Raw genomic sequence first — 25581 nt, 5'->3', positions numbered from 1 at the left:
TATGGAAGGTATTTAAGGTTACAACGTTAATTGATTTTTTGATAGTACGATTCCAATATCCACCTAACAATCTACTGTGCCCAGATTGGGAATATACAGGAGACTCTGGAGTTAGTAGCAGGTTTCGAAAATCTGAAATGTGACAAATTGTCCCAGTCCTGACCATTCAGCGTTATCACCCGATCTCCGGTATTGAGAGTTTCAATACCCCCAACTTCAACTGTGTTGCCCAAAAACTGCACCTGTACATCTACAAAAATCCCACCAGTTCCAGGTAAGGACAACAAACCACGACCCCTGTAAAAATAAGAATATAGCCTATTTTGGGTCAATAACCCAAAATTCTGTTGATTATAGACATGAGACTAGACCTGGGAAGCCACTGCTACATAAACTATAGAGCCATTGGAGGGAGCAAAGTAAGGGGGTTTTTGCGATTAAAATTCAGTGGATGCCGGAAAAAGAAGCGATCGTTTATCTGTCTCGTACATTTGCGGAAGAACACGATCTTGACGTTTCTGCCATCACGGTTCACTTCGGAGCGTGGAAAAGGGAAGTGAAGCTTTCGATCGATCCCGACCTGCCGCCGGATCAGATCGGATTGGCCGACGGGATGATGAAAAATTTGACCGTACCTAGCCACCTTCCCTATGACGTCCGCATCGATGAAAACGGTCTGCACATCGGACCTGTGATCGGTTTCATCGTTTCCCAGAGCAGGGAGTGGATCACACCCGAGAAATTAAACCACCATATTCAGCGTCTCTCCGACTATGAGAACATCCGGGGATTGATTTTCCTCTGCACCGTCGACGAGATCGACCTGGAGACCCGGACCATTAGAGGTTATTACTATGATCCGGACGGGCCGGATGGACCCCAGTGGGTAAAAGGCAGGTTTCCCTACCCAGGGGCGTTTTACAAACGAATCCGGATAGACCAACAGGTCTATGACGATTTGACCAAGGTAATCAGTCCGGATCGGGTATTCAACCGTAACTATTTTTACAAACTCCGATTTTGGAATATCATGAGCCGGATCCCGGACGTCAGGGAGCATCTTCCCTACACGGAAGAACTGGCCGATATCCGGCAATTGGATTGGTTCCTCGGGGAATACGGGAGCGTTTTTTTGAAACCTTCCCGTGGCTTACATGGGCGTGGTATCGTACACGTCGAAAAAAAGAGAGATCGGTACCGGATCAGCTTCAGGGAGGGGAAGACAGCTTCTATACTTACGAAGAGACAGGTGGTCGATCTGTTGAACCAGCTGAAAGATCGGAAAACCTATCTGATCCAGCAGGCGGTTCAAATGAAATACGGAAAAAGCCCCGTCGACTTCCGTGTGTACATGCAAAAAGACAGCCAGCAACAATGGACCTGTAAAGGGATGGTCGCTCGGATTGCCAAAGTAGGTAGTATCGTCACCAACCTAAGATACTTGGACCGGTTGATGTACCCTGACGAGGCCATCCAGAAAGTTTACCAGCTCAACCACGATGAAGCGAAAAGCCTCGAAAGGCATATTCACGAGGTTTGCTGTAACGTCTGCAATACCCTGGACCGTTTGTCCGTGGGATTATATGGGGACGTGGCGATCGACCTGACAGTTGATAGAAACAGAAAAGTCTGGATCCTGGAGGTCAACAAAAAATACGGTTGCAAATTCCTAGAACTGTTGGGCGACACCCAACTCCTCCGCGAAATTTTGACCGGCCCCCTCAAATACGCCAAGGCCCTTGCCGGTTTCCCGGACGGAGTAGATTTCTTGGAAGATCGTTCAATGTCAGTAAAAGCGGTTTCGGGCCAAGATAGTCGGATGCTGGACCAGATTCTTGCTCCTGAGTCCGACAATTCAGCAGAAGACCCCGCCATTGCTGACAAAGGGAAAGACGATCTGTCTGTTGAACCATCTGCAAATCTGGAGAAGCCATCTGATTTAGCAAGTGAAAAAAAACAGCCAGCATCAGTGGATCTCCAAAAGGGGGATCCCCCGAATACTAAACCTCGACCGGTTGCTGCGCGCAGTGGCAATCCGCTTTCGAACCGACCGCGACGAAGTGAAGAGTCTCGAGCCGTAAATCCGTTACGACATTTACGACGGTCTGGGTCCACTGTTCGGGGTATGGGTGTACGCGCCGCAATGCGTCTGCATAGGGGAGATTGTACGAATAGCCAAAGAATGCAGTCTTGTCATCAACCCGATAAACCTCGACCGGTTGCTTTAGGCAGTGGCGGTCCTCTTTCTGGCCAACCGCGACGAAGCGAAAAGACTCAAAGCGTAAATTCACAGAGTACTTTACGACATAATCAAAACCCTGCACCCCCGCTGATTATCCATGAGTCTGTATGGGCACCAGGTGGTCGATCAGGTTATTGATCAGCACGAATCTTGGCGATGAAATGCGACTTCCTTTTTCCAGGAGTTTTGCTTATAAAGAACACCCGAAGGTCGTTCCTTGCGGTTGGAGGATGAATGGCAGAGCACTTCACTCGTAATGAAGAGAGGTCAGCACCAAGAAAACCATCTTACCGATCAGGGGGATGGTTGTTTTTTTATACTCAATGACTTGAATAATAGACAACACAATATGGGGCAGGTGCAATTTACTTTTCTTACATAATTAAACAATCAGTTGAATTTTGAGAGCGGGATTGCCCCGTTGCTATTCTAACCGTCATGTGAATAACCATGTCAAAGCGAAATATTCATAAATATTTATAGAAGGTATTTGATTGTTAGCGTAGAATTCATCAAGAGCAACAACTGCGAGAGGAGAAATAGAAATGATCAATCCTGAAAGTTTACTTAAGCTGGATTTTTTTTCGCCCGAATTCAAGTCCAATGCTTGGAAAGTGTATCGGGAACTGCGGGAAAGGGGGGCGATTCATCGCATTCGGATGCCTTGGGACGAACCGGCTTGGCTCATCGTCCGCTATGATGAGGCCCAGGCGGCACTGACAGAGAAACGATTGCTCAAAAATGTGAAGCTATTCCAGGATAAAGAAATATTGCGCCGCCGCACTGAGGAATTACAAATATTTGTGCATCATATGCTCTCATCAGACCCGCCGGATCATACACGCCTTCGGAATCTGGTGCAACAGGCTTTCACCCCCAGGATGATTGAACAACTCAGGGAACGCATCGAGGAGATCGCGGAGGATTTGCTGGACACTATTGCCGGTGCACCGGGCAGGAAGGTGGATCTGATCCGAGATTATGCATTTCCCCTGCCGATCATCGTCATCAGCGACATGCTGGGTGTCCCGCGGGAAGACCGCGACCGGTTTCGGGAGTGGTCCAATGCGATTATTTCCACAGTCAACCGCCCGGAAGGGTTCGAAGCGATCCGATCCCAAATGAAGGACTTCCAGAAATATCTGGAAAGGCTTTTCGAAGAACGCCGGCGTCATCCCCGGGAAGACTTGATCAGCGGCTTGTTGGCGGCGGAAGAGCAAGGGGACCGTCTCAGCGAGAAGGAACTTTACTCCATGGTGTTTCTGCTCATCATCGCGGGACATGAAACCACCGTCAACTTGATCGGAAACGGTGTTCTCGCCTTGCTGCAACATCCGGAGCAGATGGCACTTTTACGAAGGGAGAGACAACTGATCATCACTGCAGTGGAGGAAGTTCTGCGTTACTACAGCCCTGTGGAGATGTCGACCAACCGATGGGTCGGGGAGGACTTTTCATTCGAGGGACAACCATTTCGTCATGGAGATCTAGTCCTCGTTGCCATCGGCTCCGCCAACCGGGACGAACGCCATTTTCCCGATCCAGACGTGTTTGACATCACCCGTGAGCCCAATCCCCATATTGCTTTCGGCAAGGGTATCCATTATTGTCTGGGGGCTCCCCTCGCCAGGTTGGAGGGGCAAATCGCCATCTCTCGCCTCCTCGACCGTTTGCCGGAACTACGTCTTGATTTGGATGAGGAATCCCTTCCCTGGCGTGAGGACTTCCTCATGCGAGGCTTGATGCGATTGCCTGTCCGATTTTGAGGAAATCAGTCGCCGGAGAACCCGGTTTTGGGTTTGAAAAAATCGCCGTCAAACTGTTCCCGATTCCGTCGATAACCGGAAATAAGCACTCACTGAATAGATTCCATCGGCATATTTTTGAAAAAAGGACAGTGGAACTCTATTCTGGTTGTTGACAAAGTTCGCGGGCTCCAATTTCTTGACAGAATCTCCATGGGTGCAGTCAGTGCTGCTCGACGTGAAATTCGTGACTGGTCAAATGGTCCAGGCGTTTCCCAGTTGAGCGGCACATCTGGATGAAACGCGGGTGAATCAAGTTTGGATTCCCCGCGTTTTTTATTACCAGAGGATGTGGAAGAAATTTTCAATTTTTGATTTGAACATATCGCCATGCTGTTCGGTCAATCTGCTTATTTCCCGAAAGTGTATCGACCGAGATGAGAAAACTATCCGCATGGTTCAGAAAGGCATCGGAAAGTGGTAACGCAATTTGTATCGTTTTTGGCTTGAAAATCTTCGCTTCATTCTCTTGCTGTCGTTTTAGCTGGACTGTGAAATCGGCCAGCTTGTTTCCGTGTTCATAGAAAACACGGATGTGGAAACGGAACCTCACGGGATGCGTGGAGTAAAATCTGGTCGTGCAATCAATATACAAACGGTGGCCGTTGACCTTTCCGCCAACCGAAATGATGTCATCGCTAGTCGTCCAATGTTGCAAGAAGCTGTCCCCGGTGATGTCGGCAAATGACCATTTTGTCCAATTGCCTTTTGTGTGCCAAGTAAGATCGGGATAAACTTCGAGCAAGTCATTTTTGCGGACAAACTGTTTCATCCAAGGTAACATGATTTTCGTTTGTGTCGGATACTCATTAAGGGATTCCAGTTTTTTCTGTTGTTCTTTATTGCTTAATGGCACATTGATCCACCGGGTATCCAGTTTTGTTAAGGCATTGGGCGGAATGGCGGATAGGAGCGAATTATTTCGCCATGAACCCAAAAAACCGCTGAAATGAACAAGATAGGTCCACTTATCAGCAGGATGATAGTGCAGATTGGCCAGCGTGAATTGCACAAAAGCATTGGTCGCCCAATGGTCCGGATGCTCATCATACGGATCCGGAAACACAATCGTTGTCGGCTGAAATGAACGGATGATCTGTGACAGATTGTTAACGACATTTTCCCCGCAATAAGGGGCATTCTTTTGGTAACTGAATGGATAGTTCGCGTGGGTCCAACCGGTTAACCCGCGATACAACCGCGTGCAACTCCAGTTAGTTTCCCATAACGATTCAAGACCGCCGTCCGGATAACCCAAAAAATAAATATCGGATGGCTTTACACCCAAATAGCCCAAGGCTTGAATGGACTCTTCATGCCGCAAGACACCCAGTTTTTGATAATTTTGGGCAGATGGAAAAAGGGTGATGAATTGACGCATCACATCTTCTGAAAAACCATCCCCGTTTGTCATGATGACAACCTTAACTTGTTTACCCGAGGAAATGGCTTTCTCGATCACTCCGCCACCCCCCAGCACTTCGTCATCAGGGTGAGGTGCGACGACCAATACCCGGTTTCCTTGGATGTTCGTGTTCTGCATCATATGGCTTTCGGTTAACGCGCTGGCACTTTCGGCCAGATAAGGGGAAAATAAATACAAAAAACAGAGGATAAGCAAAAATGTGCCAAAAATCATCTTATTATTGAAAAGTTTCATCACGATCCTATCACCTCTTCGGTGTTCCATATCCAACTTTGATAGAGCTTTGTCAAGACACAATTTTGTATTTGGTTTTTCTTTCCCTATGTGGATATACCGCCGAAAAAGATAGGTTTTGCGAACGGAATAGGACAAAAATATTTATAGCATTAAGAGGGAAGAAGGAGAAGAGTTGACTTCGGTCATTGATAAACCTCACGTGGTTACCTTGGGTATTGCTGAGGATCGGCGTTGAAAACACCCCGTTTGAAAACGTTAACAACATCGTGGCCCAATTGTTCAGTGGTCCGTTGACCGCTTTGGGCGGAAGTCTGTTCGGGATATTGATCGAGCGCATCCAAGCAACTGAGTGAGGCTCACCGCATCCAGACCCGATTGATCCAGGTGGAAGCGGCGGAGAAACAAATTCGAAGTAACGATGTTAATGGTTCATGCCCAGGACCATTTAATGAATACCATGACCATCAGAGATTTGGCTGCTGAGTTTGTTGACTTGTATGAAACATTCATTCATGGGAGGGTGAAAGTATGAATGGGATCAAAATCGTTACCATCGGAGGGGGATCGAGTTACACGCCAGAACTGGTGGAAGGGTTGATCAAGCGTTACGATGAATTGCCAGTACGGGAGTTGTGGTTGGTGGATATCCCGGAAGGGGAAGAGAAGCTGAACATCGTGGGTGATCTGGCCAAACGCATGGTGAAAAAAGCCGGGGTTCCAATGGAGATTCATTTGACCCTGGATCGACGTGAGGCGCTTCGGGATGCCGATTTTGTCACGACCCAATTGCGTGTGGGCTTGTTGGATGCGCGGGTTTTGGATGAAAGAATCCCGTTGAAGTACGGTGTCATCGGTCAGGAGACCAACGGACCGGGCGGGTTGTTCAAGGCGTTACGCACCATACCAGTCATCCTGGATATTTGCAGGGACATGGAGGAACTGTGCCCAGACGCATGGCTGATCAACTTTTCCAATCCCGCAGGCATGGTAACCGAAGCCGTTCTCCGTTACAGCAACATCAAAAGAGCGGTCGGGCTGTGCAACGTTCCGATCGGGATGCGCATGAGGATTGCCAAGCTTCTCGATGTGAGCCCGGATCGCGTGCACATCGATTTCGCGGGACTCAACCACATGGTGTTCGGGCTAAATGTGTATCTTGACGGTGAAAAGATCACGGATCGGGTTATCGATCTCATCACCAGTGGAGAAAAATCGAACTTCACCGTGAGGAACATCAAAGAGGTCGGTTGGGAGCCGGATTTTATCAAAGGCCTGGGAATACTGCCCTGCCCGTATCATCGTTATTACTTCCAAACGCAGAAGATGCTTGAAGAGCAGATGGCTGCGGCAAAGGAAAAGGGAACCCGTGCCGAAGTGGTCAAAAAGCTAGAAGCGGAACTGTTCGAACTGTATAAGGATCCCAATCTGGCGGTGAAGCCGCCGCAATTGGAAAAACGGGGTGGTGCCTACTACAGTGATGCGGCGTGCAACTTGATACACTCCATCTACAACGATAAACGGGACATCCAGCCAGTGAACGTGAGAAACAACGGAGCGATCGCCGGTATTCCGGATGATTCTGCCGTCGAGGTCAATTGCGTGATCACCAAAGAGGGTCCGGTACCGATCACCGTGGGAGAGTTGCCCGTTGCGGTCAACGGTCTCGTCCAGCAAATCAAATCCTTTGAGCGCGTGACTTGTGAAGCTGCTGTTACGGGAGACTATCGCACGGCGCTGGTGGCGATGACGATCCATCCGCTCGTTCCTTCTGACACGATCGCGAAGCAAATCTTAGATGAGATGTTGGAAGCGCATAAACCCTATTTGCCTCAATTTTTCCAAGAGGAGCAGGTTTCCTGATCATTCCGTTCCCCGGGGATTTCCCTGGGGACTCTTGTAAAAATGGCACTTCATGTTCCATTGGTTCATCTTGATCATTTCGTTGAGTTGCAGCTTGCAGTGACTCGATGCTGCACCTGCAAGAGCGATACTGATCCAGGGTATCGATTTTTGAACGGAGTTCCCTGAGACGGATGGTAGCAGGCGAAAGCCGGGGGTACCTTGTCATCAAGTGCCCCCTCCGTATGATTTTTTCCCAGAAGGAAATGGCATTCGCTCTGTCTACTGTAGCGATATCGATTTGGACGTTTTCAGAGAGACGCAACGTTTGATTTGTTCAGCGGGAATTCCGGAGTCGCCATCAACGATCCTTGATTGTATAGATCGTTGGAATCGGGATATGCTAAAAACGGATGCATTTCCGTCGGATATATTCCGGATGAACGTACGTATCAACTTTTTTTCGGGTTGTTTACGGTACCTGAAAAAAGTGCTTGACTTTCTCATGTACCTGTTATAAACTAATCTTCGTCAGCGGTTGAGACAACTTCAAAATACGGGGCTGTAGCTCAGCTGGGAGAGCGCTACACTGGCAGTGTAGAGGTCGGCGGTTCGAGCCCGCTCAGCTCCACCAAAACGAAACCCTCGAGTCATTCGAGGGTTTTTTGTTTTTCTCTTGATTCCTGTGGTTGTTTCGCTTTTTTGGGTAAGTGATTGGCTTCTGTACCCCAACGAACGTATTCCTCAAACACCCAATTTTCAACCGCTCCAAACCATACCCATACCAAGTCTTGGGCGAAAGAGGGATTATTCTTTGGTTTGGGCACATTTGAGTAATCCATATTTTTCTATTCGCATTGGCATGGAAGCGATTCGAGAAATGAAAAAACTGTAAAATGGATTTTCCCGCGAATTGTACATACTGGTTGATGGAAATTTTGTTCACGGGAGGACGGCGAAGTGTTTGTCGGGGTGTCTGTTGAGAACTATGAGGACAGGCTATATACATGGGATGGGGTTTACATTCATTATCGAACATGGCTTCCTCATGAACCCCGCGCTGTCGCTGTATTGGTACATGGTGCGGGGGAGCACTTGGGATTATACGAACATTTGGGGGAAAGGTTCATTCGGGATGGATTCGGTTTGGTTTTGTATGATTTGCGAGGATTTGGCTATTCTGAAGGGAGATGCGGTCATGTCACCCATTTCCATGAATACCTGAATGATCTGGACCAACTGGTACACGTTTTCAGAAAAAAACTGGGGAATCGCTGTATTTACTTGATCGGACACAGCTTGGGAGGGTTAATCGTTACGCGGTATGCCCAACTCCGGCCTGATCATGTCGACGGCATTGTTTTATCTGCTCCTGCTTTAGCTTTGCGGATTCACGTCCCGATCTCTGTTCGGCGGTTGATATCCATCATCAGCCGGGTAGCCCCTTCATTCAGCATCAATCCATATGGCTTGATGAAAAAAGCACAACGTATTCCGAGGCTGAAGTCGATGGTGACCTATCATGTTCAAACCAACAAGATGGTGGACCCGCTGATCCCCCTCAAGTATTCCGTCCGCTGGATTCAGCAGCTGCTTGTCCAAACTGAAGAAGCGTTGCAAAATGTGACCAGCATCACCGTTCCCACCCTGTGTATCTGTGGTAATAATGATACCTTGATCCCTTCGGATATCGTTCGCTTGTTTTTTGACTCGCTGACTGTCAAGGAAAAAGAATGGCTCCTTCTCCCCGAATTCGGGCACTGTATCCTTCACTCGGAACAATCCAGTTCGGTTATAGACACTTTGATCGGCTGGCTCAAACGGCAGGTACAAGTAGCTTTTCGGGAGTGACCATAACCCGGCTGGTAGCTGGATCTAACCGGGCCTTTGCCGTATCTTTTTCCTTACCTGTTGCAAGATATTATAAGCGAGAGATTCTTTCCCATGGAAGTGGCAAAAAAAATTAAAAAGGCAAGTGCTTACATAGCACCACTCATTTTTCTTATAAAACAGGCTTTACGTCTTATAAGGGAAGGGTGATATCTTATTAAATCTTTTAGAAAGTCGATGGTTGCAGTAGTGGCGGCCGGGTTCCTTGCACTGGGGGTGCAGAATCTGGTCAATGCGGCTTCTCTGTCGTCCAGCGTACACCGGCAACCCTGTGTCACAGGCAAGTATGTGCTTCGTGATGCTCCACCTCTGGGTCACGGAATTCGGGCCGGTATGGGTTCCGGTTTGGTCCATCTCCCCGAAGATCCGGAGAACGTTTATTACACCATCACCGACCGCGGACCGAACGTCGAAGTGAAAGTGGGAGATGAAAAGCGTCGCACATTTCCACTGGAAAAGTTTACACCGACTATCTACAAGGTGACTGTCCGCCATGGGGAGATGAGGGTGATCCAATCTATACCGCTGAAGCTGAAGAAAGGGCAGGATCCGGTCACCGGGACGGATCGGATTACCGGTCTGCCCAATGTTCCTCAATCGGACGAGACTCCGTATAACAGGGAGGGCACAAAGCCCCTTCCTTTTGATCCATATGGTCTAGATACCGAGGGGATCACCTATAACCCAAGAGACCATACTTTCTGGCTGTGTGAAGAATACCGACCCAGCCTGGTCCATGTGAAACAGGACGGGACCATTTTGGAACGGATCGTGCCAAAGGGTGAGGCGAAAAACGCTTTGGCCCCCTATATTCCTGTGAAGGAAAGACTCCCGTCGGTTTTTTCTAAACGAAATCAGAACCGGGGTTTTGAAGGGGTGACCGTTACTCCCGATGGAAAATGGCTTTACACGATGGTACAGAGTCCTTTGGCCAATCCGGACCAGAAAGCTGCCAAAAGCTCCCGCACCCTTAGGGTTATAAAAATGGATCTGAAGAGACAGAAAGTCGTTGCGGAGTACCCCTATTTGACTGACGATGCCCGTTTGTATCAGGGTTTGAACCAATATGATGTGATGGTATCAGACATGTATGCAGTGGCGGAAGATCACATTATTGTGGATGAACGTGATAAAAACAGCATAAAAAAGCTCTATTTGACTGACTTTTCTAATGCGACAAACCTTCTTCTGGGGCAAAAGGATAGAAAAACCCGTGTTCGGACGCTGGAACAGATGAGTGTAGATGAACTGAAACAGGCGGGAATTCATTTTCCGTCCAAACGGTTGCTGGTTGATCTCATATCCTTGAATTATCCCTATGAGAAGGTGGAAGGGATTACCATGCCTAACAGCCATACTATCGCCCTGATCAATGACAACGATTTTGGAATCGGTGATGCATCTGGTGTTGATACGGAGTTGTGGACCATTGACATAAGGAGAAGGCATTGACAAGGCCCTAATCAAATCGCGTCTAGTGGCTACAGTCATCCTCCATGTCGATCCGCATACATCAACCGCTTGCAGGGAGACCAGAGCCGCTCTCTTACATGTTATTAAGCGGTGTGTTAACCCAAATTGAAATTGATCCTGTATGGCCACTCGTGAAACGGGGGGCTCATTTTCATGCCGATGTCACCATTTTTGCTTGATTTGTCAGGCAAGATGTAAAATTCCGTTTCAAATTTTTCTCCTGGGGAATAAAGGTAACGAGGCTATGGCTATGGAGCCCCTCATCAACGGGAGGGGGGGATACGGGTCGAAAAATGAGTAATGGCGATCGACATGCGGTGTTTCAATACTTAGGCTGTTTACACAAAACAAAGGGGGAAAAGCTTGGTGTCAAAGAAACATTTTTTTAACATCGTGGTATTGCTGGTTTTCATCGTATCAACAACGGCATGCAGCGGGCTTAATTTGGGCTTGCATGGCGGGGACACTCTCACGCGTGCGAAAGAAGAAGGGGTTGTCACAATCGGGTTCGCCAATGAGAAACCTTATGCTTATAAAGATGATAATGGTAAAGTGACGGGAGAGGCCGTCGAGGTTGCACGTTCTGTTTTTAAAAAAATGGGAATTAACAAAATCGAGCCGGTTTTGGTGGACTTTGGATCATTGATTCCCGGATTGAAATCAGGTCGTTTTGATGTCATTACCGCAGGGATGTACATTACACCGACTCGTTGCAAAGAAGTGGTGTTTGCCGACCCTGAATACAAAATCGGGGAAGCCATCGCTGTGAAAAAAGGCAACCCGAAGAATCTTCACAGCTATGAAGACATTGCCGCCAATCCGCAAGTGAGGGTCGCGGTGATGAAGGGGGCGGTTGAGGTTAGTTATTTGAAGAAATCGGGTGTAAAAGAGAATCAAATTATCATCGTTCCGGACCAGCCTTCTGCGATCTCCGCATTGGAATCCGGGCGGGTGGATACGGTCACGATGACAGGTCCTTCTTTACGGGCCATGATGGAATCCACCGGTGCCAAAGATATCGTGGAAGTGAACGACTTCAAACAGCCGATCGTGGACGGAAAAAGTGTACTCGGATATGGAGCGGCTGCCTTCCGAAAAGAAGATAAAAAATTTCGTGATGCATTCAGTCGAGAATTGGCGGAAATGAAAAAGTCCGATGCATTACTGAACGTGCTGAAACCGTTCGGATTCACCGAAGTGAATTTGCCCGATAAAAAGGCTGATGAACTGTGCAAACCTTAAGAGTCCAACAAATAAACCTGAGTAGATCCAGTCCATGGGCATGAGTTGTACAGACGCTCTGATTTATACGAGGGGCACTTTTGTTTGAATCGTTACAGGAAAGGATGTGATTTCGATCGGGGTCTACGAAAAAATATTGCCAGCTTTGCTGCAAGGGCTTGGAATTACGGTTCAGCTAACGATCTTTTCGGCCATATTGGCCTTTTTCGTCTCCTTTTTGGTAGGATTTGGACGCCTGTCGAGATTTTATCCACTCCGAGTGGTGTGTGTTTTTTTTGTTGAAGTTTTCCGCGGGACTTCATTGCTGGTTCAATTGTTTTGGCTGTATTTTGTCCTGCCTCAGCTTGGCATCTGGTTACCGGCGGATTTAGCGGGTTTACTCGCTCTTGGTCTTAACGCTGGGGCGTATGGATCAGAAATCGTCCGCAGCTCGATTCTGGCTATCCCCAAGGGGCAGATCGAAGCGGCTGTTGCGCTGAACATGACACCAGGGCAGAGGATGCGAAGTGTGATCCTGCCGCAGGCTTTTCGGATTATGTTACCATCCTTTGGTAATCTGCTCATCGAATTGTTGAAAGGAACATCCTTAGTTTCCTTGATTACGATCTCTGATATGACATTTCAAGCAACAACCTTACGGACAAATATGAATCAGTATACCCCTGAAATATTCGGTCTGTTGCTCATCCTATATTTTCTCGTCGCCTATCCGCTGACGTTGGGCGTGCGCTGGTTAGAGCGCAGACTTTCAACGGGGAGGTCTTAACGTGGGGTGGTCTTGGAAGTTTACTTTGCAAATTTTACCGCAACTGCTCCAAGCAGTGAAGATTACGATTAGTGCGACGATCGTCTCCTTCTTGATTGCACTTGTCTGCGGCCTTTGGTTAGCTTTTGCACGACGGTCTGAGGTAAAGCTTTTGTCATGGGTGACCGGTGGTTTTGTCGAATTTGTGCGCAGTACACCGCCATTAGTTCAGTTGTTCTTCATTTTTTATGTGGCACCTCATTTTGGGTTGATGTTGTCTCCATTCACGGCTGGCGTGCTGGGATTGGGTATTCACTATAGCACCTACCTATCGGAGGTATACCGGGCAGGTATTGACGCGGTGCCGCGCGGGCAATGGGAAGCTGCTATCGCTCTCAACTTTTCAAAAGCGCAAATGTGGATGCGGATTATTCTCCCGCAGGCCATCCGGCCGATTGTTCCCGTATTGGGAAACTATCTGATCGTGATGTTTAAAGAAACGCCACTTTTATCAGCAATCACGCTGATCGAGTTACTGGGCCAAGCGCAGATAATTGGCTCAAATTCATTCCGCTATTTGGAACCCATTACACTCGTCGGGGTATTTTTCCTCATATTGAGTTACCTTTCCTCACTCCTGGTACGCCGCTTGGAAGCATGGCTCAAACTCAATCAAAAAGGATTTATAAACTGAAGGGGAATTGAGGTTATGCGTATGAAATCCGATAGCATGAAAGTGAGTACGGTTCAAACGGAACCAATTGTTCGTTACCGCAAGGTCAGTAAGTTCTATGGCGAGACTCAAGTACTACACGAAATCGATTTCGATTTGGCACCGGCAGAAAGAGTAGCAGTCATTGGGCCGAGCGGGTCCGGCAAGACTACGTTTGCCCGTGTTTTGATGACGTTGGAAAGGCCGACGTCGGGCACGATTGAGGTTGACGGTGAGTTGCTTTGGCATAAAAAAAAGGGCGGAAAGCTTGTTCCGGCCGATGAAAAGCATCTGCATAAAGTGCGCGGCAAAATCGGAATGGTGTTTCAGCAGTTTAATCTGTTCCCGCACATGAACATTTTGCGAAATGTAACGGAGGCTCCGATCAAGGTATTGGGATTATCTAAGGAAGAAGCGATAGAGCGGGCCAAAACAATGCTGGATAAAGTAGGGTTACTGGATAAGATGGACGCTTATCCATCACAATTATCCGGCGGTCAGCAGCAGCGGGTGGCGATTGCCCGTGCGTTGGTCATGCAACCGAAGATCATGTTGTTTGACGAGGTGACGTCAGCGTTGGACCCTGAGCTTGTTGGCGAGGTCCTCGGAGTGATCAAGGAGATTGCTGCTGAAGGGAAGATGGCGATGTTGTTAATTACGCATGAAATGGGTTTTGCTCGGGAAGTGGCGAATCGGGTTGTTTTCTTTGATGAAGGACGAATTATGGAAGAAGGACCTCCTGAAAAGATTTTTGGTAATAGTCATCCGAAAAGTCCACGCTTAAGTAAGTTTTTGGGTAGTTTTGATCAGCAAACGATAGGATTGATGTCCAATTAGAGATGAATAGCAGTGGAACGAAGCGTGAAAGGGAGCATCGAACAATTAATCCGATCTGAACATAGGAGAAAGAGTATCCGGAGTGATCAACGGAATTTATCGAAGGTGAGTAATTATGGTAAATATGGTAATATAAATAAGTATAAAAATTATTAATAATTGATTATAGCGAAATGATTTTTGACAATTGAAGACCTACCTCATGTCGTTTCGATGGAAACGGGGGAACCAAGTGATTGGGGTGAATTCCGGATTTACACCGGAAGGGACGTGAAGCGCTTCTCTGCCATCCTACCCGCCAGCCAGCCTCGTTGGCTAGAGCGTGTCTGGTAAATGCTGTCCCATTGCTTTCCTGGTTCGCTCCACCTGCGCCCTCAAGGACAGGTCATGGCCGCTCCGACCCGAGCGCAGGTCCCGGGCAATGAACGCTTCGCTTTAAGACATTGCTCGCGATTTCATTCCTGCACTTTTCCGGGTCTTCGCTCACCTAGGAAAGGATTTGATCCCTCACGGATTTACCAGACACGCCCTAAAGCAGGGGTAATCCAAGGAATTTGCCGATTTTGCACCGGACTGATTTTTCCGATGCAGAGAAGGCGGATCTGAGTCTTAACCTGACCGCGTACAAAAGACGGACCGGTACAGACTTTTTCCTTGGAATTTGGTTCCTGGGAGAAAGTTTGCACCGGTATTTTTCTTTTTCAACCGGCGATGACGCGTTATACGTGAGGATATTGGCATAGCGTCGAGCCGTCGTTACTGGGGAGGAGGTGATCAATCTGGAAACCGGGTTGATGAACAAAGTGGTGCTTCGCCAACCGCAGGTAGCGGATGGAACCAGTATTTGGCGCCTGGTTAGGGATACCGGAGTGTTGGATGTCAATTCCCCTTACAGTTATCTGATGCTGTGCAAGTTCTTTTCGGATACTTGTGTGGTGGCCGAACAGGACGGACAAATCGTCGGTTACGTGTCCGCTTTTCGACCACCGGCAGACCAGCAAACCCTCTTTGTGTGGCAGGTGGCGGTGGCCGAGTCTCAACGGGGCAATGGGTTGGGAAAGGCACTCCTAAAAGCATTGATCCGTCGGGAAGCTTGCAAGAATGTCTGTTACCTTGAAGCGACCGTCTCTCCGTCGAATCTTTCATCCCAAGCTTTATTCCGGGGATTCGCACGGGATTTTTCAACTGACTGTGAAGTTTCGGAGTGTTTTCCTGCCCATCTGTTCCCAGGGGGAACTCATGAATCGGAAATGACATTCCGGATCGGACCGTTTCATTATCAAACTTAACCAGGAGTGATTTGGTGAAAGTTGCGGACGAATTGCGTTCACCGTTGAAGGTTTTTGAAGCTTTGGAATCGGAGGTTCGCAGCTACTGTCGGAGTTTTCCAACTGTGTTTACAAAAGCGAGTGGTTATCAGCTGTGGGATCGGGACGGACGGGAATATATCGACTTTTTTGCCGGTGCTGGGGCGTTAAATTACGGCCACAATAATCAACGAATCAAGGCCAAGCTGATCGACTATTTGATGGATGATGGCATTACACACAGCCTTGATATGGCGACAGAAGCAAAAGAGAGACTGCTGAAACGATTTCATGACGTCATTTTAAAGCCGCGAAAGCTTCATTATAAAGTGATGTTCCCAGGCCCGACAGGCACCAATTCGGTGGAAAGTGCGCTGAAAATAGCTCGTAAAGTAACCGGTCGGGATACGATCATGAGTTTCACCAACGCGTTTCACGGCATGACAATCGGTTCCCTTTCGATTACCGGGAACGAATCGAAGCGAAAAGGCGCTGGTATTCCCTTAACGAATTCGATCGCCATGCCGTTTGACAGCTATTTTGGCAGTGAGGCAGACACGGTCAGTTATATTGAGCGTTTTCTCGAAGATAATGGCAGCGGCATTTCTCTCCCTGCAGCCATTATCCTTGAGACCGTTCAGGGAGAAGGCGGAATCAATGTGGCCAGTTTTGACTGGCTCCGGAAAATTGAAGAACTGTGCCGACGATGGAACATCCTGTTGATTGTCGATGATGTACAGGTAGGATGTGGGCGAACGGGTCCATTTTTTAGCTTTGAACCGGCCGGCATCTATCCTGACATTGTGTGTCTGTCCAAATCAATTGGAGGATATGGCATCCCGTTGGCCTTGACCTTGATCAAACCTGAGTATGATTTATGGGATCCGGGAGAACATAACGGCACTTTTCGCGGCCATAACTTAGGTTTTGTCGCTGCAACCGAAGCACTCAGTTACTGGGAAGACGACCAGTTCAGCCAAGAAATCCTGGAAAAGGGAGAGAAAGTCAAACTCTTTCTGGAAATGCTTGCACAACACTATCCCGAGATGGAATGTGAAGTGCGAGGAAGAGGGCTTCTCCAGGGAATTGAAATCGGAGTTGACGGGTTGGCTGAAAAAATATGTGCGGCCGCGTTTGAACGGGGATTGATTATGGAAACTTCCGGTCCCAACAGTGAAGTCGTAAAAATCATGCCTCCTTTGACAATTGATGAAAAGGGGCTTGAAAAGGGACTGACCATTCTGGAAGAAAGCTTGAAGTGGTGTAAAAAGATGATGTGAAAAAGGAGACATGTAACTATGATCGTCAAACATTTGAATGACATCATCGGAACGAAAGATGATGTGGATACTGAGACGTGGAACAGCCGCCGTTTGCTTTTGAAGAAGGACGGGATGGGCTTTTCGCTGAACGATACGATTATTAAGGCGGGAACAGAAACCACCATTTGGTATAAGAATCATGTGGAAGCGGTGTACTGTATCGAGGGTGAAGGGGAAATTGAGGTTGTGAAAGATGGCACCGTTTATCCGATTCAGCCAGGAACTTTGTATGCGCTAGACGGCCATGAAAAGCACTACTTGCGGGCAAAGTCCAATATGCGGATGGTTTGTGTATTTAATCCGCCGTTGACTGGGCGAGAGGTGCATGATGAAGAAGGGGTTTATCCAATCATCGACGAGGAGTCACAGGAGAATTCACAAAAACCGTACCCCGGCGAAAGGACACAAAAGGTAGAACAACCAACTGTTCGGGGGGAGTTGGGAAAATGAGCAACATACAGGATAGGGTGATAGATCTCTATCCTTCCCGAGTCGATGACAATCCGGCGATTCTGAAGCGGAAGGATCCCGTCATTTATACGAATGATTTGGCAGAAGGTCCGCTTGATGCCGAGCAGATGAATTTTTATCAGAAAAACGGATACCTGTTCTTTGAGCGTTTCTTTTCTGAGGAAGAAGTGCGGGAATTGCGCAATGAGCTGAAAAGGCTTTGGGATACGAACCAGGATTCAGATGCGAAGGAAGTGATTCGAGAGCCCGAAAGTCGAGAAATTCGATCGATCTTTGCTGTTCACCGCAACAGCGAAATTTATAAACGGTTATCGCAAAATCAGCGGCTGACAAACATGGTCAAGCAAATTCTCGGAAGTGAAGTATACATCCATCAATCTCGAATCAATTATAAAAAGGGCTTTACAGGAAAAGAATTTTATTGGCACTCTGACTTCGAAACCTGGCATGTAGAGGACGGAATGCCTCATATGCGGGCGTTGAGCTGTTCCATCCAGTTGGAGGACAATTATCACTTTAACGGGCCATTGATGGTCATTCCGGGCTCCCACCAATATTTTATCTCTTGCGTGGGTAAGACGCCGGAAAATCATTACCAGCAGTCGCTTCGGAGACAGGAATACGGTGTACCGGACCAGGACAATTTGACTTGGTTAGTGAAAAAGCACGGCATTTCCGCGTTAACAGGTCCGGCTGGTTCGGTCGTGCTGTTCGACTGTAACCTCATGCACGGCTCCAACGGCAATATTACCCCCTTGCCGCGAAGCAATGTGTTCTTTGTTTACAACAGTGTGGAAAACAAGTTGGTGGAACCGTTCTCCGGGCAAAAACCTCGGCCAGAGTTTATTGCAAGCAGAGAACGGTAACCGGAAAAATAGCTGTGTCAACTCTTACTTGATTGACCCAACCTTCATTAGCGGACATCGAGGCCTTGTGTTTGAAGAGGTGATGTCCGCAATTTTTTTAAAGGCCGCCGTTCGAATGGCGGCCTTCTTCAGGTGAACGATCACATCATTACCATTTCTTCTCCTCCATGTACCGGTAAATTGGGAGCTTGTTCCCCGCTTCCGAACGGATGAACCCGAAGGTGACGTAGCTGTCAGTGGATTCCGGTTCCAGAGCCAAGGCAGCCAAGTTTGCCGTTGGCTGGTCCATCGGGATTACCCAGCTCCCTGCGGGAAAGTGAACTGTTTCTATGGCCGTGGCCGTTGTCACATGATGCTGCGGGTGACCTTCGTATGGCTCGTTCGATGTCTCCTTCGACAGAACGGTGTAGCTTTCCACAGACAAGACGATCTCTTTCTTCAGCCGTTGGATATTGACCCCGGCATTCCGCAATCGTTCCACGGTTTCCTCCTGGTCCGGGGACAAGAGATATGCGGTTGGGCGTTCCCGAGTGAGGACGGGCTTTCCTTTGGTGTGGCTGAACCAGCGGACAGGTACCTCCTTCACCTTGCCCTCGGCGATGTCCACCACTGGCAGGGTGCTGTCGGGGATTTCTGTCGCCTGGCTTACCACCACGATCTTGTCGTCATCCCCGACGGTGCGTCCCTTGTCGATGATCTCTTCCCGGGCTTGATCCACGAGGCGTTTAATCTCGTCAGCCGATTGGGCAGTGGTCTCCAGCAGGCTTTCATGGGTGGTCACCTGGGCGGCTACCCGGCGGGGGAAGTTTTCCCGTCCGATCCCAATGCCCCGGGTTTCCACCAGGAAGGAAAGGGAGGGTTTCAGGGCGAAGCTGTTGCGGCCGATGCGGGGTTCCGGACCACCCTCGGTCAGCTCCAATTTTCCGCCTTTTTTTGTCGCCGTGTAGTAGTCGCCGCTGGAGAACCCCTTCTCCGCTAAGGCTTTCTTGGCCTTCTCTGACATATCATCGGCAAAGCTTCGAACCTGTTTCGGGATGTTCAGGTTCTTGCCCGAGAGGATGAGAAGGTCGTGATACTTGAGGGAGCCTTCTTTACCGATGTCCTTCAGCAGCTCGGGTTTAGGGTTGTATTCGTGGGCGTCGATCGCCACTTCCGGCTGCACCCGGTTGAAGAGGGAGTGGACCGCCCGCACTTCCTGTGTGTCGAACTTTAGGTGATCCCGGTTGCCATCAAGCCCGTTCGTCATCTGGCGTTCAAAGGCGTAGGAGCCGTCGGGATTGACCCTGGGTACGATGACTACGTTAATCTTATCCAGCAGCTTCTTGCCGTAGGGACCGGCCAGCTTCTCGGCCATCACCAGCACCGCTTCCCCGGCGGCTGGTTCATTGCCGTGGATCTGTCCCTGCAGCCAGACAGTGGGCTTTTTCTTGCCGCTTCCCTTCTGAAAAAAGAGGGCAGGTATTTCCCGTCCCTCCTGGGAGTGGCCGATCACCTCCATTTCCACCCAGGGGCTCTTCGACTCCAACCCACGGAGGAAAGCCATCATCTCTTCTTGGCTGGTGAACCGTTCCTTCCCGGAGGTGAAAGCGGGGGTGTCAAACCGTTCTTCCGGATCGGGATACAGTTTCAGCACCTTGTCGGGCTGGGAATAACTCTTCCCGTAATATGGCGTCGACGGCTCCGCCTGCGCCACGGCAAGGGACGAGAAGACCAGTACCACCGCAGCGAACAGGGACAACCACTTCTTATGTGTCATCAAACCCCTCCCAGCTTTCTTGCTACTAACAAGGTGCTCTGCCTTCTCATCTTCCCCCACCAACAACTCCGGAATCTGTTCCAATGACAGCCCTAGCTTCTTCAACAGATACATCACTTTTTCTGCATTAACGTGTGGAACCCCGCGTTCGATGTTACTGACGGTTGCCGGGGAGATGTTTTCATCCGCGAAATCCTCCAGGCGCAATCCCTTGCCTTTTCTCACTTTTCGGATAATAGAACCGATTTGAATGAGGTCAAGTTCTGGCATCATTTTCTCTTCCTGTAATTTTTCTCTATATCTCAACGTGTTAATCATACTATGAATAGGTTTTGATTGGAATATGTAATTTGGACTATTTCCTTTAATTTCAGTGTAGTCAGATGAAAAAACACAAAAAATGAACTAATTTAGGATTGGATCAATGTAACGATTCAATTAGGTAAGAACAATTTTAGTTGGAGGGTGATCACGAACGAGCGGGAAATAGTATACCCGGATCGACCTTTTATCCTATTCATACTGGGTGTTTCTGTTCCATTTTTGCATCTAGAAATCTTTGGATTTATAGAGAGAAACGGACCATCCACATCGAAACCATGTGGTTGATTCCAACTATGCAAAAGTTTACACTCGTGGTGAGCGCGTTAGAGTTTCTATGGTTATGTTGTTTCTAGGCTAAGTTCACCTACATCCATTGGATCATTCGTACCAAAACATCTGGGAGGTGGAGAATTTGTCAATCAAATCGCTTTCCGATGCAGCGACCCTGTACAATGGGGTGAAGATGCCGTGGTTGGGATTGGGCGTCTGGCGGGCGCAAGAAGGTGGCGAAGTGGAGAACGCGGTGAAGACGGCGATTCGGGTTGGTTACCGCAGTATTGACACGGCGGCGATGTACGGCAATGAGGTGGGTGTGGGCAGAGCCGTCCGGGAGTCGGGTGTGCCGCGCGAGGAGTTGTTTATCACCACCAAAGTGTGGAACACTGATCAAGGCTATGATTCCACATTGGCCGCTTTTGAGGCCAGCCTCCAACGTTTGGGGATGGACTATGTCGACCTCTATCTAATCCACTGGCCGGTGGCGGGCAAGTACAAAGAGACGTGGAAAGCACTGGAGAAGATCTACCGTGATGGGCGCGCACGGGCAATCGGGGTGAGCAACTTCCAAATTCACCATCTGGAGGATCTGATGGCGGATGCCGAGATCAAGCCGATGGTCAACCAGGTGGAGTTTCATCCGCATCTGACCCAGAAGGAACTGCGTGCGTACTGTTCTCAACACGGCATTCAAGTGGAAGCATGGCGTCCGCTGATGAAGGGCGAAGTGGCCAATGTGCCGGAAATCCGCGAGTTGGCTGCCAAATACGGCAAGACACCCGCGCAGATCGTACTCCGATGGAACCTGCAACATGGGGTGGTCACCATTCCCAAGTCAGTGAAAGAGTACCGTATACGTGAGAATGCCGATGTGTTTGATTTTGAACTGTCCCAGGAGGATATGGCCAAGCTGGATGGACTGAACCGAAACCAACGTTTCGGTCCGGACCCGGACAATTTTGATTTCTAGTGTGCCTGTATTATGAATATGTTATTTAGCCGTTGGCCTAATCGAAGAGGTCAACGGCATTTTGTTTTTTCATGAAGATGGGAACAAATAATCTTGCTTAATAAAGAGTGAACTTTTCCAGTGAAGTGGCATTTGATCTTAAGCGCTGGAGTGAGAGGGAAAAAGGCCTCATCGGATCTGGGACTCAAAAAATGATGGATGTTTCGAAATAGATAATAAGAGCTGCGAAATGGCTTTTAAACGTGGTGTTACAGGGTATAAGCCGCTCAAGTTTGTAGAAAACCTTCTCTTTCCTCGAAAAACAGGAAGTGGAACCCCGAGGGTGGAAATATGGTGAAAGGAGAGGGTGAAGTGAAAGGGAGCGGAGATGTACCGATGAACAAGCGCGATTGGTTGGTCATTTTCTGCGGATCGGCGATGTTCGTGTTAATCATTGCAGGGATATTTCTTTTGGCGATTGGGTTGGTGCCTGCACTGGACCTTTATAAGCAGACGTTGGCAGGGGGTATGAAGGGAGCGCCCATGGGTATGGTGCAGTTGTTGTGGGATTCGCCGGGAAGAGTCATCTGGCAGATCGGCGCTTTGCACGTGGTGACCGGAGGCGTGGGTTTATGGTGGGTTCGCCGGGTACTGGGTGGCGATCGGAAGCAGGACAGGGATCAGTTGATGTGAACGGAAGAAAAGGCGAGACCTGCTACCACGAGGGGAACCAGCTGAGATAAGATCGGAAAGAGTAGGGAAAACGCGATGGGAAGGGAATAAACGAAATCCCCCGAACAACATGTTCGGGGGATCGTTTTCCGGTTTGCCCTTTCAGCTCTGCATGCCATGGGGAGTTACTTTCCGCTCCAACAAACGGAACATCAGATCGAATGCCATGGCCAACAAGGCGGCAGGAATGGCACCGGCCAAGATGAGATTGTTGTCGTTCATGCTCATGCCACGAACGATCAGATCACCCAATCCGCCGCCCCCGATAAAGGCGGCCAGTGCTGCCAGGCCGACAGTAAATACGGATGAGGTGCGGATGCCGGCCATGATAAACGGGAGAGAAAGCGGCAATTCCACCATCCACAGGATCTGGCGGGAGGTCATGCCCATTCCTTTGCCTGCGTCGATAACGGAGCGATCGACTCCGAGGATGCCGGTGTAGGTGTTGCGGATGATGGGCAGGAGCGCATACAGGGTCAAGGCGACGATGGCCGGTGTTTTCCCAATCCCGAACAACGGCAGCATAAAGGCCAGCAGCGCAAGACCTGGAACCGTCTGAATCAGTGCGGCCAGCCCGATAATCGGTTCCGCGATCCATCGGTAGCGGGTAAGAATGATACCCAACGGTACCGCAACCAAGATGGCGATCAGCATCGCCACACCGGACAGATAAAGATGATCGACGAAAGCCACCCAGATGTCCGTTTTTCGACTAACGATCGTTTCCCACAGACTCATACTGTCACGCTCCCTTCCGATTGATGATGTGTCCAGTCGGCCAGTCCGCGCATCATGCTGCCGCGGGTGACGACGCCGATGAGCCGTTTCCCCTCCACTACGGGTACGGCGTTTTGCTTACCGTCCCGGAACACTTCGGCCACCTCGTTGACCGGGTTGTCGACTGCGAGGGTAGGGATCTCTGTCTCCATGATGTCTGCTACCGTGCAATCTTCCTGATCGTAGTGTTGATCCACCTTTTCAAGGGTAACGCTGCCCAGCAGTTGGCGCTGGCTGTCGATCACGAACAAGCTGTCCACTTTTTTCTCTTTCATGATGCGGAACGCTTCGGCCAATCCCCGTTTGGGTGAAACGGTAGCCGGAGACTGATGCATCAAGTCCTGTGCCGTCGGAACGACCGTACCGCTGGCATTCGTCAGTCGTTCCTCACCGATGAATCCGCGTACGAAGTCGTTGGCCGGTCGACGCAGGATGCGGTCGGGGATGTCCACTTGCACCAGCTTTCCTTCATTCATGATCGCGATCCGACTGGCGATCCGGATCGCTTCGTCCATGTCGTGAGTGACGAACACGATGGTTTTGCGGATCGACTCTTGCAGGTTCACCAATTCTTCCTGCAATTGTTCCCGACTGATCGGGTCGAGCGCGCTGAACGGCTCATCCATCAGGATGATGTCTGGCTCTCCCGCCAGTGCTCGGATGACGCCGACACGCTGTTGTTGCCCCCCGCTCAGCTCCGACGGGTACCGGTCCTTGTACGTGCTGGGGTCCAGACCGACCAAGTCCATCAACTCGTTTACCCGTTTCCGGTAACGCTCGGGATGCCATTTTTTCAGTTTGGGTACCAGGGCGATATTTTCCTCGATGGTCATGTGGGGAAACAGGCCGATCTCCTGAATCACGTACCCGATATTGCGCCTGAGTTCAACAGGGTCGATCAGGGAGATGTCTTGCCCGTCGATCGTGATCGTACCACTCGTCGGTTCGATCAAGCGGTTGATCATGCGCATGGTTGTCGTTTTTCCGCACCCGCTGGGGCCGATTAGGACGAGTAACTCCCCTTTTTGGATTTCCAGATTCAGATTGTCAATGGCAACCGTGCCATCTTTGTACCGCTTGCTTACATTTTCAAAACGAATCATATTTTTCCGCTCCTTTCCAATTTTCTCTCCTTTCCAAGCGATTCACACCCTCGTGCCCTCTTCAACGGGTGCCTAATCAGCGTGGAATCAAACCCTTGGATTTCAGAAAGTCCCGTGCTGCCTCCTGCGGTGTTTTCCGTTTACTGTTCACTTCGTCGTTCATTTTCATCATGTCGGGAATGGTGATTTTGCCGGCCAACCCGTTCAATGTTTTTTCCAGTCCCGGATTGGCGCGCAACACCGCTTGACGTACCACCGGCACCGCGTCGTAAGGCGGGAAATATTTCATATCGTCCTCTAGCGTCGCCAAGTGCAACTGCTTGATGCGCGGATCGGTGGTGAAGGCGGTGATCACATCGACATCCCCGTTATCAACGGCTTTGTACATCAGATCCTCATCCAGCGTCACCTTTTTACCAAAGGACAGGCCGTACATTTTCGCCATTCCGTCATACCCGTCTTTCCGCTCGAAAAAAGTGGCAGGTGCACCGAAGGATAGTCGGGGGGCCAACCGTTTCAGGTCGCTTACTTTGGTGACATGCAGTTGTTTCGCTTTGTCCGCTCGCATCGCCAAGGCATACGTGTTGTAAAAGCCCAACGGTTTCAGCCAGGTGGTGCCGAATTGGGTTTCGTATCCTTTTTTGGTCTGCTGGTAAATATACTGAGGAGTCATTCCCGGCTTGTAAGGTTTTTTGAGAATCGCCTGGTAACCCGTGCCGGTATACTCTACAATAGCGTCGATTTCCCCTTGCTTGAGGGCTTGGACCAAGATCGCTTCCGTGCCCAACCCTTCGCGCACTTGCACGTCCATATCCGTGTGGGCTTTCAAATATTCGCCCAAAATGTGGGCCAAGATCCACTGCTCGGTCCAGTCCTTGCCCGAGATGACGATTTTTCCGGGCTCGGCGGTCTTCCCGTCCTTGCAGGCGGTGAGACTGACCAACAGAATAAGACAAATGGATAACAGCCAACTTCTTTTCAGCATCCAATCCCCTCCATACATACTAACCTTTTAACACGTACCCGTTATCCGACGGGAGTAAACGGCTTTTTTTCCAACGTGATTGTAAATTTTTTTCAAACAAGCTAAAAGGTGCTTTTCAGAAGTCCCCATTTTTCTTGTTTTATGCGATAATAGAAAGCAAATCTGACAGTGGAACGGTTCAGATGGGAAGGAGAACTTTGATGGGGAAAAAGAACCGACAAAAGAAAAAGCAAAGCGTATCGTACCAGGCGAAAAGGAAGAAAAA

At 49.2% G+C, this 25581-nt stretch carries 20 protein-coding genes, 1 tRNA gene, 2 pseudogenes and 1 riboswitch; of the genes and pseudogenes, 18 read left to right on the top strand and 5 right to left on the bottom strand.

All coding sequences use genetic code 11. From position 1 onward, the window contains the following. The first annotated feature begins 451 nt into the window (after nucleotides 1–451). Nucleotides 452–2380 (top strand): YheC/YheD family endospore coat-associated protein, encoded by a 1929-nt coding sequence (locus NWF35_RS10430; RefSeq protein ID WP_301238990.1) that lies wholly within the window; start codon nucleotides 452–454, stop codon nucleotides 2378–2380. Nucleotides 2381–2787: 407 nt separating this feature from the next. Continuing rightward, nucleotides 2788–4008, top strand: coding sequence for a cytochrome P450 family protein (locus tag NWF35_RS10425; RefSeq protein ID WP_301238989.1), 1221 nt, complete (start codon nucleotides 2788–2790; stop codon nucleotides 4006–4008). A gap of 343 nt (nucleotides 4009–4351) precedes the next feature. Here the strand turns inward: NWF35_RS10425 and NWF35_RS10420 are convergent, their stop codons facing one another. Continuing rightward, nucleotides 4352–5707, bottom strand: coding sequence for a PIG-L deacetylase family protein (locus NWF35_RS10420; protein WP_301239076.1), 1356 nt, complete (start codon nucleotides 5705–5707; stop codon nucleotides 4352–4354). A gap of 188 nt (nucleotides 5708–5895) precedes the next feature. Between NWF35_RS10420 and NWF35_RS10415 the strand changes: the two genes are divergently transcribed. The 14 genes and pseudogenes from NWF35_RS10415 to thpD all read left to right on the top strand — a co-directional run bounded on the left by NWF35_RS10415 (nucleotide 5896) and on the right by thpD (nucleotide 18414). Then, nucleotides 5896–6063 carry a hypothetical protein gene (locus tag NWF35_RS10415; protein ID WP_301238988.1) on the top strand — a complete coding sequence of 56 codons (168 nt, stop codon included), beginning with the start codon at nucleotides 5896–5898 and terminating at the stop codon, nucleotides 6061–6063. Continuing rightward, a pseudogene (locus tag NWF35_RS10410) lies at nucleotides 6044–6242 on the top strand (PTS sugar transporter subunit IIA); the annotation flags it as partial. The gene NWF35_RS10415 and the pseudogene NWF35_RS10410, both read left to right, overlap by 20 nt. Further along, on the top strand, nucleotides 6239–7570 hold the full coding sequence (locus tag NWF35_RS10405; RefSeq protein ID WP_301238987.1) for a 6-phospho-beta-glucosidase: 1332 nt from the start codon (nucleotides 6239–6241) through the stop codon (nucleotides 7568–7570). The pseudogene NWF35_RS10410 and the gene NWF35_RS10405, both read left to right, overlap by 4 nt. A 537-nt stretch (nucleotides 7571–8107) precedes the next feature. Further along, nucleotides 8108–8183 (top strand) — tRNA-Ala (locus tag NWF35_RS10400). Nucleotides 8184–8509: 326 nt separating this feature from the next. Further along, nucleotides 8510–9400 carry an alpha/beta hydrolase gene (locus NWF35_RS10395; protein ID WP_301238986.1) on the top strand — a complete coding sequence of 297 codons (891 nt, stop codon included), beginning with the start codon at nucleotides 8510–8512 and terminating at the stop codon, nucleotides 9398–9400. A 228-nt stretch (nucleotides 9401–9628) separates the two neighbouring features. Beyond that, nucleotides 9629–10891 carry an esterase-like activity of phytase family protein gene (locus tag NWF35_RS10390; RefSeq protein WP_301238985.1) on the top strand — a complete coding sequence of 421 codons (1263 nt, stop codon included), beginning with the start codon at nucleotides 9629–9631 and terminating at the stop codon, nucleotides 10889–10891. 387 nt (nucleotides 10892–11278) lie between these two features. Further along, the gene (gene ehuB, locus NWF35_RS10385; protein WP_301238984.1) at nucleotides 11279–12154 is read left to right on the top strand and encodes an ectoine/hydroxyectoine ABC transporter substrate-binding protein EhuB; all 876 of its coding nucleotides are present in this window, start codon (nucleotides 11279–11281) and stop codon (nucleotides 12152–12154) included. A gap of 106 nt (nucleotides 12155–12260) precedes the next feature. After that, nucleotides 12261–12920, top strand: a complete 660-nt coding sequence (gene ehuC, locus NWF35_RS10380; protein ID WP_301238983.1) for an ectoine/hydroxyectoine ABC transporter permease subunit EhuC — start codon at nucleotides 12261–12263, stop codon at nucleotides 12918–12920. A 1-nt stretch (nucleotide 12921) separates the two neighbouring features. Beyond that, a complete protein-coding gene (gene ehuD, locus NWF35_RS10375; RefSeq protein WP_301238982.1) occupies nucleotides 12922–13593 on the top strand; it encodes an ectoine/hydroxyectoine ABC transporter permease subunit EhuD in 672 nt (223 codons plus the stop codon). Nucleotides 13594–13608: 15 nt separating this feature from the next. Continuing rightward, complete coding sequence (gene ehuA / locus NWF35_RS10370; RefSeq protein WP_301238981.1) at nucleotides 13609–14448, top strand: ectoine/hydroxyectoine ABC transporter ATP-binding protein EhuA; 840 nt, start codon at nucleotides 13609–13611, stop codon at nucleotides 14446–14448. Nucleotides 14449–14630: 182 nt separating this feature from the next. Then, a riboswitch (cyclic di-AMP (ydaO/yuaA leader) is annotated at nucleotides 14631–14780 on the top strand. 438 nt (nucleotides 14781–15218) lie between these two features. Continuing rightward, nucleotides 15219–15737: a diaminobutyrate acetyltransferase gene (gene ectA / locus NWF35_RS10365; protein WP_363321609.1), complete on the top strand. Its 519-nt coding sequence runs from the start codon at nucleotides 15219–15221 to the stop codon at nucleotides 15735–15737. A gap of 44 nt (nucleotides 15738–15781) precedes the next feature. Then, on the top strand, nucleotides 15782–17035 hold the full coding sequence (ectB, locus tag NWF35_RS10360; RefSeq protein ID WP_301238980.1) for a diaminobutyrate--2-oxoglutarate transaminase: 1254 nt from the start codon (nucleotides 15782–15784) through the stop codon (nucleotides 17033–17035). An 18-nt stretch (nucleotides 17036–17053) separates the two neighbouring features. Continuing rightward, nucleotides 17054–17440: pseudogene (locus NWF35_RS10355) on the top strand (ectoine synthase); the annotation flags it as partial. 83 nt (nucleotides 17441–17523) lie between these two features. Continuing rightward, entirely contained in the window at nucleotides 17524–18414 is an 891-nt protein-coding gene (thpD, locus tag NWF35_RS10350; protein WP_301238979.1) for an ectoine hydroxylase, read from the top strand. A gap of 148 nt (nucleotides 18415–18562) precedes the next feature. Here the strand turns inward: thpD and NWF35_RS10345 are convergent, their stop codons facing one another. Then, entirely contained in the window at nucleotides 18563–20440 is a 1878-nt protein-coding gene (locus tag NWF35_RS10345) for a M14 family zinc carboxypeptidase (protein WP_301238978.1), read from the bottom strand. A gap of 472 nt (nucleotides 20441–20912) precedes the next feature. Between NWF35_RS10345 and NWF35_RS10340 the strand changes: the two genes are divergently transcribed. Further along, the gene (locus NWF35_RS10340) at nucleotides 20913–21740 is read left to right on the top strand and encodes an aldo/keto reductase (RefSeq protein ID WP_301239074.1); all 828 of its coding nucleotides are present in this window, start codon (nucleotides 20913–20915) and stop codon (nucleotides 21738–21740) included. A gap of 333 nt (nucleotides 21741–22073) precedes the next feature. Then, entirely contained in the window at nucleotides 22074–22412 is a 339-nt protein-coding gene (locus NWF35_RS10335; protein ID WP_301238977.1) for a hypothetical protein, read from the top strand. Between the two features lie 141 nt (nucleotides 22413–22553). Here NWF35_RS10335 and NWF35_RS10330 read toward each other — a convergent pair whose 3' ends face one another. The 3 genes from NWF35_RS10330 to NWF35_RS10320 all read right to left on the bottom strand — a co-directional run bounded on the left by NWF35_RS10330 (nucleotide 22554) and on the right by NWF35_RS10320 (nucleotide 25316). Then, a complete protein-coding gene (locus NWF35_RS10330; RefSeq protein WP_301238976.1) occupies nucleotides 22554–23189 on the bottom strand; it encodes an ABC transporter permease in 636 nt (211 codons plus the stop codon). Next, nucleotides 23186–24331 (bottom strand): ABC transporter ATP-binding protein, encoded by a 1146-nt coding sequence (locus tag NWF35_RS10325; RefSeq protein ID WP_301238975.1) that lies wholly within the window; start codon nucleotides 24329–24331, stop codon nucleotides 23186–23188. Before NWF35_RS10325 ends, NWF35_RS10330 begins: the two co-directional genes overlap by 4 nt. 76 nt (nucleotides 24332–24407) lie before the next feature. After that, a complete protein-coding gene (locus NWF35_RS10320; protein ID WP_301238974.1) occupies nucleotides 24408–25316 on the bottom strand; it encodes an ABC transporter substrate-binding protein in 909 nt (302 codons plus the stop codon). Nucleotides 25317–25581 lie beyond the last annotated feature (265 nt).

Origin of the sequence: Polycladomyces subterraneus, assembly GCF_030433435.1 — a bacterium.
In the GTDB taxonomy this organism is placed as follows: Bacteria; Bacillota; Bacilli; order Thermoactinomycetales; family JIR-001; genus Polycladomyces; species Polycladomyces subterraneus.
This window is presented reverse-complemented; position numbering and strand designations above follow the sequence as displayed.